Here is a 14,835-nt window from a genome sequence, read left to right as displayed (position 1 = left end):
GGGTAGGGCTCAGTTGGCGCGGGTGCCCGACTCGGCCAAGGTCGGGTAGTCGATATAGCCCGTCGCGCCGCCGCCATAGAGCGTGGCGGGATTGAAGGCGGACAGCGGCGCACCGCTTTGCAGGCGCTCCACCAGATCCGGGTTAGCAATGAACGGGCGACCGAAGGCGATCAGATCGGCCTGGTCTTCGGCGAGCCGCGAGGTCGCCAGCTCCAGGTCATAGCCGTTGTTGGCGATGTAGGTGTTTTTGAAGCGCTGGCGCAGGGCGGCGAAATCCAATGGCGCCACGTCACGCGGGCCACCGGTCGCGCCTTCGACCATGTGCAGGTAAACCACGCCGAGGGCGTCGAGTTGATCGACGAGGTAATCGAATTGCGCCTGCGCATTGCTGCTGGAGACACCGTTGGCCGGCGACACCGGCGACAAGCGCACCCCGGTGCGATCCGCGCCGATTTCATTGATCACGGCTGCGGTGACTTCGAGCAACAGGCGCGCACGGTTTTCAATCGAGCCGCCGTAAGCATCGCTGCGCACGTTGGCGCTGTCCTTGAGGAACTGATCCAGCAAGTAGCCGTTCGCGCCGTGAATTTCCACGCCGTCAAACCCGGCGGCAATGGCGTTTGCCGCGGCCTGGCGGAAGTCGGTGACTATCCCCGGCAGTTCGCTGATGTCCAGTGCGCGCGGCGCGCTGGCGTCTTCAAAGTGGTTATTGACGAACACCTGGGTGGCCGCGCGCAACGCGGAAGGAGCCACGGGGGCGGCGCCGTTTTCTTGCAGGTCAACGTGGGACACGCGGCCGACATGCCACAGTTGCGCAAAGATCTTTGCGCCCTTGGCGTGCACGGCGTCGGTCACGGTGCGCCAGCCCTCAATCTGCGCCTGGGTGTAGATCCCGGGGGTGTCCTGATAGCCCTGGCCCTGTTGGGAAATCTGCGTGGCTTCGCTGATCAGCAAGCCGGCGCTAGCGCGTTGGCTGTAATAGGTGGCGGCGAATTCGCTGGGAACAGAGCCTGCGCCGGCGCGGTTGCGGGTCAGTGGCGCGAGGACGATGCGGTTCGACAGCGCGAGGGCGCCGAGGGTGTAAGGGGTGAACAGGTTCTGATCGGTCATCTGGTGTCTCTTGCGTGCCCGTGGGTGGAGGTCGGTGGTGCGTGCAATTAGGATGATGATCGAAATCTAAGCTGTCAACGGTTTTGATTATGGTCGACATCTATGTATGATCGGCCCCATGATTTTCCGATGCATAGGAGGTATTGCAGGTGAGAGTGAGCAAGGCCCAGGCGCAGGCCAATCGAGAGCACATCGTTGAAACGGCTTCTGAGTTGTTCCGTGAGCGCGGCTTCGACGGTGTAGGTGTGTCGGACCTCATGGCAGCGGCCGGTTTCACCCACGGAGGTTTCTACAAGCATTTCGGTTCGAAGGCCGATCTCATGGCCGAGGCCTCGGCCTGCAGCCTTGCCAAGTCGCTGGCTGGCCTGCAAGCGCTCGATGTGCCTGGCTTCATCGACGTCTATGTGACCCGAGAACACCGCGACGAACGTGGCGGCGGTTGCACCATGGCCGCATTGGGTGGCGACGCGGCGCGTCAATCGGATGATGTGAAAGCGAGGTTTGCCGAAGGGATCGAGCACACCCTGAAAACCCTGGGGGACAAATACCCGACCCGGCCGGATGCCGCACCGGGTGAGGGCAGGCAGAAAATGATCGACCTGCTGTCGCGTGCGGTCGGTGCGATTATTTTGTCCCGTGCCTGCCCGGATGATTCAGCGCTGGCGGATGAGATTCTTGAGGTGTGCCGCGCTGAGATGTTTGCTTCGTTGCCGGTTGATAAAGACCATCCGGCGTGAAGGGCGACGATTCAAGCCGATAGTGGTGTGGCGCACCAGCACCCGCAGCAGCCCCGGCGGTGGACTCACCCGCGCGAACGGTTAACGGCTGAACCATTGAGGCTGCTGTGCTCTGCTTGCTCTTAGAGCTTCATGCCCACCGCCAGTCGGTTAAAGGCATTCATCAAGGACACGGCCAACGTCAGATCGGAAATTTCGACGTCACTGAAGTGCGCTTTCAGGGGATCGTACAGCGCGTCGGGTGCGCCCTTGTCGTGAACGTAGGTGAGGGTCTCGGTCCAGGCCAGGGCGGCGCGCTCGCGGTCGTTGAACAGTTCGCTGACGCGCCAGCCGGCGAGGCAATCCAGCTTTTCCTGGGCGACTCCACATTCACGCAGGGTCTGCGAGTGCTTGCCCAGGCAGAACGAGCAGCCGTTGATCTGCGACACGCGCAAAAACACCAGTTCCACCAGGGGCAAGCCCAGGGGGCTGGCGACCAGGGCGGTGTTGGTGGCGAGCAGGCCTTGATAGGCAGCCGGCGACAAAGTGGCAAAGGGCAGTCTGAGTTGGCTCATGGTGAAACTCCGATAGGGAAAAAAGTGATCAGGCACATACGAGAGGGTTGAACAGGGGCTGCAAGGACAGTGCGCTGCGGGCCTCGTCGAGGGTTGCACGGACGGCCTCTTCACCGAACACCAAGCCCTGCAGATAGGTGAACTGCAGGTCGAACAGGCCGAGGGTGTTCAAAACCTGGCGCAGGTAAGGCGTCAGAAAGTCCGGTTGGCGTGCCCGTTCGCCCTGGTGAAAACCGCCGGAACTGACCAGGACATGCACCGGGCGGTCCTTCAATAGCCCGACCTTGCCCTCCGGGCCGGAGCTGAAGGTCCGGTGAATGCGCAGCACATAGTCGATCCACAGCTTGAGCGCGGCCGGCAGGGTGAAGTTGTGCATGGGCGTGGCAATCAGCAGCACATCGCAGCGTTCCAGCTCACGAATCAGCTCTTCGGATACCTCGAACAGTGGTGCGTCGAAGGGCGTGACTGTGGTCAGGGCGTGGGCGTAGTCCATGCCCAGCGGCGGCAACGGATTGGCCCCCAGATCGCGCTCGACCCGTTCCAGGTGCGGATAGCGTTGGCGCAGGGCGCTCACCAGTTCCAGTGCCAGCTGGTGGCCATGGGAAACCTGGCCACGGGGACTGGCGTTGATCAGCAGCAGGTTGTTCATGCCGGCTCCCCACCCTGAAGTCGCTGGGTGAAGTGCATGCCACGGGCCAGCAACCCCTGACGGAAATAGAAGCGTTGGGCCAGGGGCATATGCAGGCCGGTATCCAGGACCAAGTGCTCGCATTGACGCTGCACGGCCTCATCCCGCACCGCGCTCAACAGCCGCGCTCCCAAGCCGCTGCGCTGAAGCTCCGGGCTCACGACCAGGTCATCGACGTAGATGAAACGCCCGTAGAGCAGGTTTTCCAGCTCGCGGTAACCCGCCAGGCCGACGATGCGCTCAGCGTCCCACGCGGCGAGCAAGCGGTAGCCCTGCTCGGTTTGCCGGGCCACTTGGGCGACATAGGCCGCCGGGCTGGTGAGGTGCGGGCGCAAGACACGCATCAAGTCGAAACTGGCCGCCAGGGCCGCTTCGCTGTCGAGGTGTTGAAGGGGGTAGGGCATGGTCGTCATCCGCTGCAAAAAGATGACCCACTGTAGAAGGTCAATGGCTTAAGCTACAGGGCCAAAAAATGCATAAATGACTAGGCCATGATCCTTCCTTTCGAATTGGACCGCAGCCAGACGGCGCCGATCTATCGCCAGCTTTACCAGCGGTTTCGCGAGTCGATTGCCGATGGCCGCCTGCGTCCGGGGGACCGAGTGCCGGCGGTGCGCGCCCTGGCGGCGGAGCTGAACCTGGCGCGGGGCACCGTGGAAGCGGCCTACCAGCTGCTCATAGGCGAGGGCTACCTGACTGCTCGCGGGGCCGCCGGGACCATTGTCACCCCGCAACTGGCGCCGGTTTGCGCGCCCGTGCAGCGCGTCCCAGTGGCTGCAACGACCTACCAGGCCACCCACGCCGGCACCTCGCCCCTGGCACTGCAAATGGGCCTGCCAGCGCTGGACGCTTTTCCGCGCAAACTCTGGACGCGACTGGCGGGCCGGCAACTGCGACAGACGGGCTTGGAAGGTCTCGTCTACCCGGACGCGCAGGGCTATGCACCGTTGCGCGCAGCCATCGCGTCCTACCTGGGGATTTCCCGGGGGATCACCTGTCATCCGCAGCAGATTTTCGTCTGCGCCGGCTACCGCGCCTGCCTCGACCTGATCAGCCACACGCTGATGGGCCCGGGCGCCACCTGCTGGCTGGAAGAGCCCGGCTACTTCATGGCCAGGAACGCGCTGCTGGAAGCCGGCGCACAGTTGGTGCCGGTGCCCGTGGACGATCAGGGCCTGGACGTCGCCCAAGGCATCGCCCGCGCCCCAGAGGCCGGCTTTGCCGTGGTCACCCCGACCCATCAGAGCCCGCTGGGGATGTCGCTGTCCCTGCCGCGGCGCCTGGCCCTGTTGGACTGGGCCAACCGCCAAGGCAGCTGGATCATCGAGGACGACTACGACAGCGAATACCGCTACCAAGGCAAACCCTTGCCCGCCCTCAAGAGCCTCGACCAGCAGGGCCGCGTGCTCTACACCGGCACCTTCAGCAAAGTCCTGTTTCCAGGGCTGCGCCTGGCCTACCTGGTGGTGCCCGCCGAACAGACCCCAGCGTTCGCCCGCCAGGCGGATCGTCTGCACAATCACTGCCCGCATCTACTTCAAGCGACCGTCACCGCCTTCCTCAACGAGGGTCACTTCGCACGGCATCTAAATAAAATGCGCGGCCTCTACGCGCGACGCCGTCAATGGCTGATCGATGCGTTGCATCAACAGTTTGCCGAGGGTTTACAGATAAACCCTCAAGCAGGCGGCATGCACTTGGTCGCCGGTCTTGGGCAAGGGAATGATGTCGAGCTCGCCCAGCGCGCCCGGGCGGTGGGCATCGCGGTTGAGCCGCTGTCACAGTGGTACCTGGAAGCCCAGTCCAGGCAGGGTCTGGGGATGGGCTTCACCAACGTTGCCAGTGCCGAACAGGCATCGACGCTGGCGCTGCGCTTGGCGCAAGTCATCCAGTGAAGAAGGGAGCTGATTGTTACTGGCGCGAAATGGCCCGCAGCAAGGTTTGAGTCGCAACAGTCCCGCCGGGACCACTTCGCGATGCAGCACTTTTTTCTGAGCTTGAAAATGGAACGCATGTGGCGGTGTGGTTATACCAACCCTGCCGAAGCAAGCAGCGACATCGCTGAAGGAGGTGTCTGTTTGCCGCGGCGTTGCTGCGTATCGCAAGGTTGGATGTTCTGGTATAGAAACACTCCACTCAAGCCAAGGACGACGACTGTGCAGATACGCAAGATGACTCACGAAGACCTGCCGAGCGCCGCTGCCCTTTGCCTGGAAGCGTTCATGCTGGCGGTTGCGCCTTCGCTGTCAGCGCAGGGCGTGGAAACCTTCGCCAAGGTAGCGGCAAAGGAGGCGTTTGCCGAACGAATGGCGAGTGACAACCTGATGCTGGTTTGTGTCGCAGAGGGAACCCTGGTCGGACTGATCGAGCTCAAGGAAGGACGCCATGTGGCGATGCTGTTCGTTGCGCCGCTGTGGCAGCGTCGCGGCGTTGGCAAACGCTTGGTGAACGCAGCTCTGGAGCAGGCCAGAGCCGATGTGGTAACCGTCAGAGCGTCTCTGTCCTCAGTGGCAGCTTACGAAGGTTACGGTTTCGCCTTGGCTGGGGAGGAGGGCGAGTTTGCCGGGCTGATTTATCAGCCGATGGAGAAGCGGCTGCAGTCCTTCAATACTGGCAAAAACCGACTAGAACCAGCCTCTGAGTTTTAAGCGCTTGCTTAAGCAATCTCGTGTTTCTGATCGGCAACAACGGAGAATCTATGCCAGCAGAAGTAAGTCAAAAGAATGGACTGACGCTGACCATCCTGTCGTGTCCAAGCGGCCGGCCACGCTGTGTTCTGGTTCGGCTCACCGGCACTGCGCTGCACGCAGAAATAGCCTCGGAAAAGACCTCAGCCGGAGATGTGCAGCAACCGATGGACGAGTTCTTCAGGTCGCTAGCGCAACTTGAAGAGGGCACTGCTCAAGATTGGCTTTCTGAAGGCCAGGATCTGGCCTTTTCTGCCAGCAGAGATCCATTGTTTCCAGGGTTGGTTTTTTTACGCATCTACTTAGGCTCAACTTCAGATGACGACTGTGATTGGCAGATCAATGGGTCGTTGTTACTCACCCCGACCCAAGTCGCTCTGTTTGCCGAAAAGTTGAAGCAGATTTAACCGATCGGCTTTTCTATTCGATTCATAACCGGCCTCAGCCACCATCCATCGTCTGCTCTGGCAATGCCCTTTCTCCAAGCGTCATTCCACGTAGCGCAGCCAAAGGTGTGTCCGCTCGCGGATCGCCTGGACGACCGCTGAAATCACCGCTTGCCGGTTCTCATCAGGGGTGTTGTAGAGCGCACAAAAATCCTTCGCCACGGCGTTGGCGACGTGCAGGTCGGCAGGCGCTGCACGCAGGAAACCGAGGTAAGACGCGCCAACCCCCATCAATTCATAACCGTGGGCCTGGGCAAAATGGCGCGCTAGCGCATAGTTTTGCGCGGGGCCCAGGTCGCAACTGAAATAGCCGTTGGGAAACGCAGCCAGTGCCTGGCAGGCATGCTCGACCGGAACCAGGAGCGCCGAGAGAGGCTGGTCGAGCAGTGAAACCGGATTGTCCTGATAGTCCATCCATTCCTGCAGGGCGGGCTGGTCAAGGGTCAGGCCGTGGGCGCAAGCATCTTCGAACGAGCTGCCGGCCACCAGCTCGGTGAAGTTGCGCAAGCAGATTGCGAACTCGGCTTTGGTGGTGGAATAGCCCAGGTATTCGCCCTGTTCGAAGCATTCGGCAGGTAACTGGGCAATGTCCTGTTCCGAGGCCTCGTCCAGTCCCAGGTTGTTACGGGCATGCCCGCAGGTGTAGCGAGCCTGGGGCAGATCATCCAGCGAGAAGAGGGGCCTGAAGCCTGGGTGGTTGCCGGCGATCTGGCGGTAGGCGTCGATCAGCTCATCCAGGCTGGAAATGGCGCTCAGGCTGTACTCATCGCAGGTGCCGGCAGCGGGGTTGCCAGGCATTGCGTTGCCGCGAAATTGCATATCCATCGAAGTGCTCCCTGCTTAGGGTTGATGTTCAGGTCAATGATTCAGCTTTTCTGCGCGCCAGCGCACCACCTGCCAGCACCGCCGGCATGATGGCCAGGCAGCAGCTGATATGCACCCAGCTTATTTGGCTCAAGGAGAAGATCCCCACGGGAACGCCCCACACCAACAAAATGATGACCCCGACCCAGATGGCGGGACGCAAGGAGCGGGTCGCGTGGGTCCGGGTGCTGACAAATCCCCCCAGCCCTGCCATGAGGGCCCAGCTCAGCACCGTCAGCCATTGAACGCTATGCAGGCTGACCAGTTGATTGTGCTGTTGTTTCCAACCCGGTTCGCCAAGGGCAACGAACGCAGGCGGGAGAAACTGTGAAATCACCAGCCCGAAAACAGGCAGCACCAGGGCGCAGGAGAGCAGGCCGAAGAGAATGGCTTTAAACATGGGGTGTTCGACATCCGTGTTGAGAGGGGCTTGGAGGGTGTTGCTGATGGGATGCGGGGTTCGTGAGGCATCCAGGCTATGCAGTGGTTTGCTTACGGTTTCCCGGCAGGGATCGTCATCGAGATCGATAGCGTCAAGAGAGAACATCCTGTTTTGGCATGAAGAATCGAGCGAAGAGTTCGGATTGCGACTTGATGTTCAGCTTGGCGTAAATGTTGCGACGGTGAACCTTTATCGTCTCTGCCGAGAGGGAAAGTTTGCCAGCGATCTCCTTGTTGGAAAAGCCACTGAGCAACAGCCTGAGTACATCGCTCTCGCGGGTGGTTATTTGCGTGCCTAGCTGGCTAATGGTTTCGGGCCATTGCGGCGGGGCGCTGAGGTTTTTCTCGACATCCGTTTCAAAGCACATGCGCTGATGCATCAACGCAGTGACCCACGGCTTGATCAGATCCAGCATCGTGATCTGTTCTTGATTGAAGTGCACGCCGCTGCCAATGGAGATGCACAGGGTTCTGTCGGCATCGAGCTGGATGTTGTATTGCACTTCATCGACAGAAATGTATTGCGCAAAGTACTTGTGGTAGTACTCGGTTTCCCGAAAGTACTCCGGCGCAATATCCAGCAGGTGAAAGAATCCGCTCTGCGGGTTTTCTCGATTGGCGATATAAAAGGGGTCCAGCAGATATAGCCCCTTTACATACAGGTGAATGAACGCATCCACCTCTTCCACATCGGCTACTTCGGGAAGACTGACCACCTGTACTTGTTGATTGCTGAAGATCAGCACGACCCAGTTATCGATCTGCACATATTCATTGAGTGTGCGAATAAGCGAACTCCAGAAGTCTGGACGGTTCAGCTGCATGATCAGTTTTCCAATCGAGCGGTGCCAAGCCAGGCTATGCAGGTCGAGTGGCATTTTCTACCCCTTTAGGGTTAGGGAGTCGTAGGTAAAAGGTAAGTAATCGTAGGTATTTACTATTGCCCAAGGCTCGGTATATTCGCCTTCAAGGTTTACGACAGCCATGAGGGCACGTCGTCTAGACAGGGATGTTGCATGAGAAAATCACCTTTGCGAACCGTTTTTTCGGTCGCGTTGCTCTGCGCCGGAATCAGTACATCCGCAGGTGCAGTAGAGCCAGGGATGTACCTGTACAACTGGTTCGGGCTGCTGGCTCCGGAAACGCCAAAAGAGTTCGAACAGGCCACGGGCACCCGAATTCACATGGATGCCTTCGACAGCGCCGAGATCATGCAGAGCAAGGTCATGGCCGGACGCACCGGCTATGACGTGGTGGTGGCGACCTCCAATGTGTTGCCCAGCCTGATCGAGGCGGGGGTGCTGCAGCCGCTGGACCCTGCCCAGCTGAGTAACCTGTCCCACGTCGACCCGGCCATCCTGGCCCAACTTGCGGTCAACGACCCAGGCAATCGCTACGCTGTGCCTTATTTGTGGGGCACCACCGGCATTGGCTATGACGTGGATAAAGTCAAAGCGGCATTGGGTGATCATGCGCCAGTCGATAGTTGGGACTTGATCTTCAAGGAAGAGAACATCAGCAAGCTCAAGTCTTGCGGTGTGGCCATGCTTGATTCGCCCAGCGAGATCATTTCGATTGCCTTGAATTACCTTGGGCTCCCCAGCAATAGCAAGAACCCGGATGATTACCAGAAGGCTCAGGAACTGCTGTTGAAGATCCGGCCTTATATCGTTTATTTCGATTCCTCCAGAATTGACACTGACTTGGCGGGCGGCAACATTTGTGTCGTGGTGGGCTGGGCTAATGGCGCCCTGGCGGCGCAGGCTGCCAACGAAAGTGCCAATACCGGACGCACGATCAACTACAGCCTACCTCGCGAAGGCGCGTTGGTCTGGTCGGAAAACCTGGTGCTGCTCAAAGACGCCCCTCACCCAAAAGAAGGCCTGGCGTTTATCAATTACATGATGCGTCCGGAAGTGATTGCCAAAACGTCAAATCACACGCTGTATCCTAATGCCAATAAGGATGCCACCGAGTTTGTCCAGCAGAAGTTGCGCGATAACCCATGGATATATCCAGACAAGGCAACCGTCGCAACACTGGTTCCGCTTGAACCGCTGCCATTGAAGTTGGAGCGCATCCGGACGCGGGTCTGGACCAAGGTGAAGAGCAGTATCTGATCGGGTTTGACTCTTCCTCTCCTGCGCCATGCACGTTTTATAGCGAGTGCGGGCTCATTATTTAAAACATTCGTTGAAATGTATTCGTCATGCGGGAAATTAACTTTCCTGCATGGCGGTATGCGCCTGTGTCCATTCAATACCTGATCCAAGAGGAGCACAGTGGATGTTCAGCCCAGCCAATCAAACGCACTTCTGTTTGACCATCGACGGTTTTGCGCATGACGTTCAAGTGCTCGCATTCACCGGGGAAGAGGCGATCAGCAAGCCTTACTTTTTCAAGGTGGAGTGTGTGAGTGAACGACCCGACCTGGAACTGCAAAGCCTCGTCGACAGGGAGGCCTTCCTGGCTTTCGATGGCCACGGCAATGGCATTCACGGGCGCATCTATCACATCGCCCAATGTGCGGACACCCAGTGCTACAACCTGGCCCTGGTTCCGCACCTGTCCTACTTGCGCCACCGCACCAACCAGAGGATCTATCAGCAGTTTTCGGTGCCGGCCATCGTTGCCCTGATTCTCGAAGAACACGGGATTCTGGGCGATGCCTACCGCTTTGAGTTGGACTCGACCTACCCCGAGCGTGATTGCTGTACCCAGTTTGGTGAAACGGATTTGCACTTCATCCAGCGCTTGTGTGAGGAGGAGGGGATTCACTTTCACTTCCAGCACAGTGCTCAAGGTCATGTGCTGGTGTTTGGCGATCATCAGGCGGTTTTTCCCAGGATCGAGCAAGCCACGGCTGTCGCCCCCGAGGGCGACAGGCGGGCCAACGAGCGACTGATCAAGCCCGCCAGGCAGCTCACCCCGCAGGCCGGTGAGCACCGCCGCGCGGCCTACCGTCCGCTTGAAAGCCAAGGTCAGCAAACCGGGTTAGCCAGTGGTCATGTTCTGGAAATTCCCGGCCCGCCGGGCCAAGAGCGCAATGAGCCATGGCTACTGACTCGGGTCATCCATGAAGGCAGACAGCCACAGGTATTGAATGAGTACGCCAGTGGCGACCCGGCTGACGATGACCGGCATCCGGGTTACTGCAATCGCTTCATGCTTGTGCCGGGGGATGCGCTCTATCGTCCGCCTTTGGCTCACGAGAAACCGCAGGTGCCCAGCCAGACTGCGCTGGTTATCGCCATGGAAGATGAAGCGCTGCGCACTGATGGGCGCTGCGCGAGGCTCAAGGTCAAGTTTCCCTGGGATCGGGAAGGTCGGTTTGACGACAAAAGCAGCTGTTGGCTAGGAGGCGCTGCCAATTGGCAGTGCGAATTGACGCCACTGCGAACGGGGGTGGAAGTCAGGGTCACCTTTCTTGAAAGCGACCCCGATCAACCGTTGATCAGCGGTTGCCTGTGCTGTCAGTGATTCGATGCTGAGCATGCCTTGCTCGCTCATACGCAGCGCAACTGGCGGGTTTTTGCGGCGGGTTGACGGACCTGTGGTCAACGAAGACCAGCTGGCCGCCAGCGTTTACCGCGCCGTCGCTGTTTTCAGTTGCCACGGTTTGAAACTCAGCCACAGCAACACCCCAGGTACCTGCAACGCAATCATCACGCCCAGCGACCACTGATAAGCCTCCACCGGATGCCCTTGTCCACTGGCCGGCCACAGGTTCAGGATCTCTCCCATCAGCCATTGCAAGGCGAACGCCAGCACGAACACCACCAGGTTGAACGACGAGCTGACCCGCCCGGCCAGTTCAGGCGATACCGACTGGGCTACGATCGCGTAGTTCATGGTGGTGGAGGTGCCGAAGAAGCTGAACCCCATGGCAATCAGTAGCGGCGACACCGGCAGTCCGCTGATCATCAGCGATTGAAACACGATGAAAATCGCAACCCCGGCGCCGCACACCATGATCGGCTGCACACCAAAGCGGCGCAGGTAGTCGGTGATCGAACCGAAAGCCAGCGAACCTGCCACCATCGCCACGGTGCCCCAGAGCAAGGTATTGGCCATGCTCGACTCGCTGAGCTGGGCGACATCGCGTAGCCACGGTCCCATCCACAGCGACAGCACCGACATGTAGATCGCATGGGCAAACACCGAGTACAACGCCAGTCGCCAGAATACCCACGAGGAGTAAAGCGTCCCCACGGCCTTGGACATTTCGGCCAGAGTGGTGTGCTTGGGTTTGTAGGTGCGCGGCACGCTCAGGTGAATGACCGCGCTGACGAACAGAGTCAACAGCGCCAGAATCAAGAACGCTTCACGCCATGAGATCCACTTGAGCAGTTCATGCAGCGGCGTGGTGGACGCCATGGCGCCCAGGCCACCTACCGACAACAGGCACGCCGTACTCAGCGGCAGACGCTCGACCGGCAGCCAGATGGTGCACGCCTTGATCGCACTCATCAGCGAACCGGCAACCCCCAGGCCGATCAGGCCGCGACCGATGATCAGACCCAGCTCAGTATGGGCGAAGCTGAAAATCAGCGAGCCCAATACCGCGAACAACAGCATGGGGGCCTGCACGCTGCGCGGACCGTAGCGGTCGAGCATGACGCCGAGCGGAATCTGCGCCGCGGCGAAGGTCAGAAAGTACACGCCGGTCAGCAGGCCCATGCTGCTGGCGGGCAGATGCAGTTCCTGCTCCAGGTCCACATAGATCAAAGCGTTGACCGTGCGAAACAGGTACGAGACGAAATGGCCGAGGCCAAAGGGAATGAATATGGTCAAAAACAGGTACACAAACGTGTGCTTTATTTCCTGGTCGGCCTTGGCGCAAGAGGCTGTATTTTCTTTACTCATGTCGCAAGAGCCTCGCATGTGGAAAAGGTTGTGCGTATTTCACAGCAGAAACGCCCCCGTGCCTCTTCAAGCCAAAGTTCATCGGGGCACGGTCGCATTTCCGAGAACTTGACGTGGCCAGCGTTCTTCAGCGCATTGCTGATGCCGTCGAAGGACAAAGGGTTGTCGAAGTCGAGGAACAGCGGTTTGGGTTCGGTATCGATCTTGACGAAGGCATAGCGGGGCAAACCGTGAGCGCCAGCCCAGGCACGCCATTGCAGGGCGTGTTCAAGCTCGTCGATCGAGCCCTTCGGTTCCGGCAGGCGATCGCGGGCAAATAGCCAGGAAGCGCGCTTGTAGAGGGTCCGGCCCAACCAGATACGGCGGTGATCGTGTTTGGCCACGGCGCTGCCGGCCAGGGCGAAGCCCAGCCGATGCAAGGGTGTGGAATACACGCACAGCAAGTCTTCGCTGAACTGACCCAGGGCGTCGACCACTTGCAGGCGACCGTTCACCCGCAGCACTTTTGCCCTGCCGGCGGCAAACTGCTGGTGCGCTGCGACACAACCGCCGCCAGACGGCAGCACCAATTGCAGGTAGGAGGGCTGCAATGGCCAGTCGATGTGGGAGCGCTGATAGCTCTCGGGCGAGTCAGCCAGTACCAGGCGCGGGCGTTGGAAAATCGCCTCCACCTGTTGGTTTATCTGCGTATTGAAGGGGCCGAACGGGGCGGCAACGGGCTGGCTCAGCGTATGAACTGCCGGGTGCACTTCACCGACGATGATTTGGTAGTCGCCGCGATTGAAGGCCTCGACCGACGCGCTGGAGAGCAGGATATCCGGAGAGTGAAAGTCGCTGCCGAACACCTCGAAGCCTTCGACATCCAGACGAGTGTTCAGCAGGCTGATCAGGCGCTCGACGTCCGCAGCACACAGACGCACTTCGGCATGCTCCGGGAAGTCCTGCAGCAGTTGCGCCCAAGCGGTTTCCAGGCACTGATCGAGGTCGCCGATGATGCGCGCTTCAAGTGCAGGCAACAGAGGAGCAAGGGTGTTGAGCAGGTCGAGAAAATCAACCGGTTTGCCGGGGTTGGCCACCTGGCGCTGCTCCCAGACCTCAATGAAGGCCTGATTGAGCTGGTGCGCGATGGCTTTGATCAGCCACTGATTGATGCGCATCAGCGGCGCCAGTTCTTGGTTGACTTGGTCGAGCATGGCTTGCCCAAGGCTGATGTTCATGTTTCTCGAACAATCTTCGTACAGCGGGTAACGGCCGACATACATGGCGCCGGTTTCTCGGCTGAGGTCGACCCCGGCCTCGCCAAGCAGTTGGTTCAAGCGCTCCAGGCATTCGGTCCGACGCATCAGGTCGCCGTGGGCATAGTCACGGCGCAAGCCCTCCAGTGCTTCAAGGCGCGATTGCCAGAGCTGGTTGAACGGGTCGAATACCCCCGCGTTGGCCAAACAGCGTTGCAGCTGCACGATGGGGTGACGCTCGCGGGGCGACATTTGCCAGCCCCGGCGCACGATACGTTTGCTCACCAGGTGCTCCAGCAGATCGCGCAATGTGCCAGCCGCATCTTGCGGACAGTTGTTCAATATCCCCGCACAAGTGGCGGCTCGACCCGGATGCTCGCTGATGTACTGCAGTACCTGGGCGGTTTGCGGGTTGAGGCGCTGGCTTTTGCCAATCGGCATGAACAGGGTCTGTTCGTGCAGGTAGCAACCGGTATTGAGCTGCAAGGGCATAAGGTCGGTGTCTGGGCATTGCTGGTTGATCTGTTCGACCAACCGCTGTACCACCCAATTCTCGAAGAAGGTGTGGCGATCCTTGATCCACGCCGTGTCATCCTGGGTCAGATGCACATTGGCCGTCTGCCGGGTATCGAACCGGCCCCAGGCCAAAGGTCCGAAAAAACTGGAGGTATCGTTCTTGGCGCAGAAACGTTGCGCGTAACTCCAGCCCAAGCGCAGCTTTTGCTTTTTGCGGGTGTCGTTCCTGCTGTGCCGATCCCTGATCAACTCACGGATGCGTGTCAACGCCGACGGGTTGGAGATGAACAAGGCCTCGGCCACCGCTTCGTCATCCAGGAAGTCGATCAGCCCTTGGCGGGCGCTCTCCAGATAGGCGTCATATTCCCGGGCGGCTTCTTCAGGCGCTGAGGTTCGCGCCAGCAAAGCGTTCCAGTGTTGCAAAGCCTCACCGAGAGGTTCGCGCAGTACTTCTGGCAGATCGGTGGGTTGCAGGGCCTGGTTCTCGTTGAGTTTGCGGATGAATTTGCGGCAGGCCTGGGGCGAATGCGCGTTGGCCTTTTCAAGTAGCGTCGCCTTCAGCGTCTGCAAGGAGCGGAAGTCTTGCTCGAAGACGCGGCACGCCGGCAGGTCGGCGAATCGGCCCAGATCCGTCAAGTGATGAATGGGGAAGCCGGTCGAGCGCAGCCAGAAGTACTGTGAGCTTTCCATG

General features: G+C 59.7%; 15 protein-coding genes. 6 read left to right on the top strand and 9 right to left on the bottom strand.

All coding sequences use genetic code 11. The features are described from left to right. Nucleotides 1–9: 9 nt before the first annotated feature. On the bottom strand, nucleotides 10–1,110 hold the full coding sequence (locus tag PFZ56_RS22055) for an alkene reductase (RefSeq protein WP_170003923.1): 1,101 nt from the start codon (nucleotides 1,108–1,110) through the stop codon (nucleotides 10–12). Nucleotides 1,111–1,259: 149 nt separating this feature from the next. Between PFZ56_RS22055 and PFZ56_RS22050 the strand changes: the two genes are divergently transcribed. Continuing rightward, a complete protein-coding gene (locus tag PFZ56_RS22050; protein WP_170003925.1) occupies nucleotides 1,260–1,847 on the top strand; it encodes a TetR/AcrR family transcriptional regulator in 588 nt (195 codons plus the stop codon). Nucleotides 1,848–1,969: 122 nt separating this feature from the next. Here PFZ56_RS22050 and PFZ56_RS22045 read toward each other — a convergent pair whose 3' ends face one another. From PFZ56_RS22045 to PFZ56_RS22035, 3 genes are read right to left on the bottom strand one after another with little or no spacing between them, the layout of a single operon-like run. Next, nucleotides 1,970–2,401, bottom strand: coding sequence for a carboxymuconolactone decarboxylase family protein (locus tag PFZ56_RS22045; protein ID WP_170003927.1), 432 nt, complete (start codon nucleotides 2,399–2,401; stop codon nucleotides 1,970–1,972). Between the two features lie 28 nt (nucleotides 2,402–2,429). Further along, entirely contained in the window at nucleotides 2,430–3,050 is a 621-nt protein-coding gene (locus PFZ56_RS22040; RefSeq protein ID WP_170003929.1) for an FMN-dependent NADH-azoreductase, read from the bottom strand. Further along, nucleotides 3,047–3,493, bottom strand: a complete 447-nt coding sequence (locus PFZ56_RS22035; RefSeq protein ID WP_170003931.1) for a GNAT family N-acetyltransferase — start codon at nucleotides 3,491–3,493, stop codon at nucleotides 3,047–3,049. The genes PFZ56_RS22040 and PFZ56_RS22035 overlap by 4 nt, the downstream gene beginning before the upstream one ends. 87 nt (nucleotides 3,494–3,580) lie before the next feature. Here PFZ56_RS22035 and PFZ56_RS22030 point away from each other — a divergent pair, with 87 nt between their 5' ends. The 3 genes from PFZ56_RS22030 (at nucleotide 3,581) to PFZ56_RS22020 (ending at nucleotide 6,183) form a co-directional block, all read left to right on the top strand. Then, nucleotides 3,581–4,984 carry a PLP-dependent aminotransferase family protein gene (locus PFZ56_RS22030; protein ID WP_170003933.1) on the top strand — a complete coding sequence of 468 codons (1,404 nt, stop codon included), beginning with the start codon at nucleotides 3,581–3,583 and terminating at the stop codon, nucleotides 4,982–4,984. Between the two features lie 261 nt (nucleotides 4,985–5,245). Continuing rightward, complete coding sequence (locus PFZ56_RS22025; protein WP_110596876.1) at nucleotides 5,246–5,737, top strand: GNAT family N-acetyltransferase; 492 nt, start codon at nucleotides 5,246–5,248, stop codon at nucleotides 5,735–5,737. A 50-nt stretch (nucleotides 5,738–5,787) separates the two neighbouring features. Beyond that, the gene (locus PFZ56_RS22020) at nucleotides 5,788–6,183 is read left to right on the top strand and encodes a hypothetical protein (protein ID WP_110596875.1); all 396 of its coding nucleotides are present in this window, start codon (nucleotides 5,788–5,790) and stop codon (nucleotides 6,181–6,183) included. A gap of 81 nt (nucleotides 6,184–6,264) precedes the next feature. On the opposite strand, the gene PFZ56_RS22015 is transcribed toward PFZ56_RS22020, so the two are convergent. From PFZ56_RS22015 to PFZ56_RS22005, 3 genes are read right to left on the bottom strand one after another with little or no spacing between them, the layout of a single operon-like run. Further along, nucleotides 6,265–7,047 (bottom strand): DUF4253 domain-containing protein, encoded by a 783-nt coding sequence (locus PFZ56_RS22015; protein WP_249735894.1) that lies wholly within the window; start codon nucleotides 7,045–7,047, stop codon nucleotides 6,265–6,267. Between the two features lie 28 nt (nucleotides 7,048–7,075). Further along, nucleotides 7,076–7,633: a hypothetical protein gene (locus PFZ56_RS22010; RefSeq protein WP_170003935.1), complete on the bottom strand. Its 558-nt coding sequence runs from the start codon at nucleotides 7,631–7,633 to the stop codon at nucleotides 7,076–7,078. After that, on the bottom strand, nucleotides 7,620–8,405 hold the full coding sequence (locus PFZ56_RS22005; protein WP_102863385.1) for a response regulator transcription factor: 786 nt from the start codon (nucleotides 8,403–8,405) through the stop codon (nucleotides 7,620–7,622). The genes PFZ56_RS22010 and PFZ56_RS22005 overlap by 14 nt, the downstream gene beginning before the upstream one ends. 138 nt (nucleotides 8,406–8,543) lie before the next feature. On the opposite strand from PFZ56_RS22005, the gene PFZ56_RS22000 reads away from it, so the two are divergent. Together PFZ56_RS22000 and PFZ56_RS21995 are read left to right on the top strand one after the other, a co-directional pair. Beyond that, the gene (locus tag PFZ56_RS22000; protein WP_170003937.1) at nucleotides 8,544–9,647 is read left to right on the top strand and encodes a polyamine ABC transporter substrate-binding protein; all 1,104 of its coding nucleotides are present in this window, start codon (nucleotides 8,544–8,546) and stop codon (nucleotides 9,645–9,647) included. A gap of 166 nt (nucleotides 9,648–9,813) precedes the next feature. Next, nucleotides 9,814–11,007 (top strand): contractile injection system protein, VgrG/Pvc8 family, encoded by a 1,194-nt coding sequence (locus PFZ56_RS21995; protein ID WP_170003939.1) that lies wholly within the window; start codon nucleotides 9,814–9,816, stop codon nucleotides 11,005–11,007. 105 nt (nucleotides 11,008–11,112) lie between these two features. Here PFZ56_RS21995 and PFZ56_RS21990 read toward each other — a convergent pair whose 3' ends face one another. Beyond that, nucleotides 11,113–12,393 carry an MFS transporter gene (locus PFZ56_RS21990; protein ID WP_170003941.1) on the bottom strand — a complete coding sequence of 427 codons (1,281 nt, stop codon included), beginning with the start codon at nucleotides 12,391–12,393 and terminating at the stop codon, nucleotides 11,113–11,115. Beyond that, a complete protein-coding gene (locus tag PFZ56_RS21985; protein ID WP_170003943.1) occupies nucleotides 12,390–14,834 on the bottom strand; it encodes a lantibiotic dehydratase in 2,445 nt (814 codons plus the stop codon). Before PFZ56_RS21985 ends, PFZ56_RS21990 begins: the two co-directional genes overlap by 4 nt. Between the last annotated feature and the right edge of the window lies 1 nt (nucleotide 14,835).

This window comes from Pseudomonas danubii, assembly GCF_042980055.1.
In the GTDB taxonomy this organism is placed as follows: domain Bacteria; phylum Pseudomonadota; class Gammaproteobacteria; order Pseudomonadales; family Pseudomonadaceae; genus Aquipseudomonas; species Aquipseudomonas danubii.
The sequence above is the reverse complement of the archived record's forward strand: the minus strand, read 5'-3'. Positions and strand labels throughout refer to the sequence as shown.

Coding starts and splice junctions, on each gene's coding strand:
- PFZ56_RS22055 (WP_170003923.1), bottom strand. CDS start 1,110: ATGACCGATCAGAACCTGTTCACCCCTTACACCCTCGGCGCCCTCGCG.
- PFZ56_RS22045 (WP_170003927.1), bottom strand. CDS start 2,401: ATGAGCCAACTCAGACTGCCCTTTGCCACTTTGTCGCCGGCTGCCTAT.
- PFZ56_RS22040 (WP_170003929.1), bottom strand. CDS start 3,050: ATGAACAACCTGCTGCTGATCAACGCCAGTCCCCGTGGCCAGGTTTCC.
- PFZ56_RS22035 (WP_170003931.1), bottom strand. CDS start 3,493: ATGCCCTACCCCCTTCAACACCTCGACAGCGAAGCGGCCCTGGCGGCC.
- PFZ56_RS22030 (WP_170003933.1), top strand. CDS start 3,581: ATGATCCTTCCTTTCGAATTGGACCGCAGCCAGACGGCGCCGATCTAT.
- PFZ56_RS22020 (WP_110596875.1), top strand. CDS start 5,788: ATGCCAGCAGAAGTAAGTCAAAAGAATGGACTGACGCTGACCATCCTG.
- PFZ56_RS22015 (WP_249735894.1), bottom strand. CDS start 7,047: ATGGATATGCAATTTCGCGGCAACGCAATGCCTGGCAACCCCGCTGCC.
- PFZ56_RS22010 (WP_170003935.1), bottom strand. CDS start 7,633: ATGTTCTCTCTTGACGCTATCGATCTCGATGACGATCCCTGCCGGGAA.
- PFZ56_RS22005 (WP_102863385.1), bottom strand. CDS start 8,405: ATGCCACTCGACCTGCATAGCCTGGCTTGGCACCGCTCGATTGGAAAA.
- PFZ56_RS22000 (WP_170003937.1), top strand. CDS start 8,544: ATGAGAAAATCACCTTTGCGAACCGTTTTTTCGGTCGCGTTGCTCTGC.
- PFZ56_RS21995 (WP_170003939.1), top strand. CDS start 9,814: ATGTTCAGCCCAGCCAATCAAACGCACTTCTGTTTGACCATCGACGGT.
- PFZ56_RS21990 (WP_170003941.1), bottom strand. CDS start 12,393: ATGAGTAAAGAAAATACAGCCTCTTGCGCCAAGGCCGACCAGGAAATA.
- PFZ56_RS21985 (WP_170003943.1), bottom strand. CDS start 14,834: ATGGAAAGCTCACAGTACTTCTGGCTGCGCTCGACCGGCTTCCCCATT.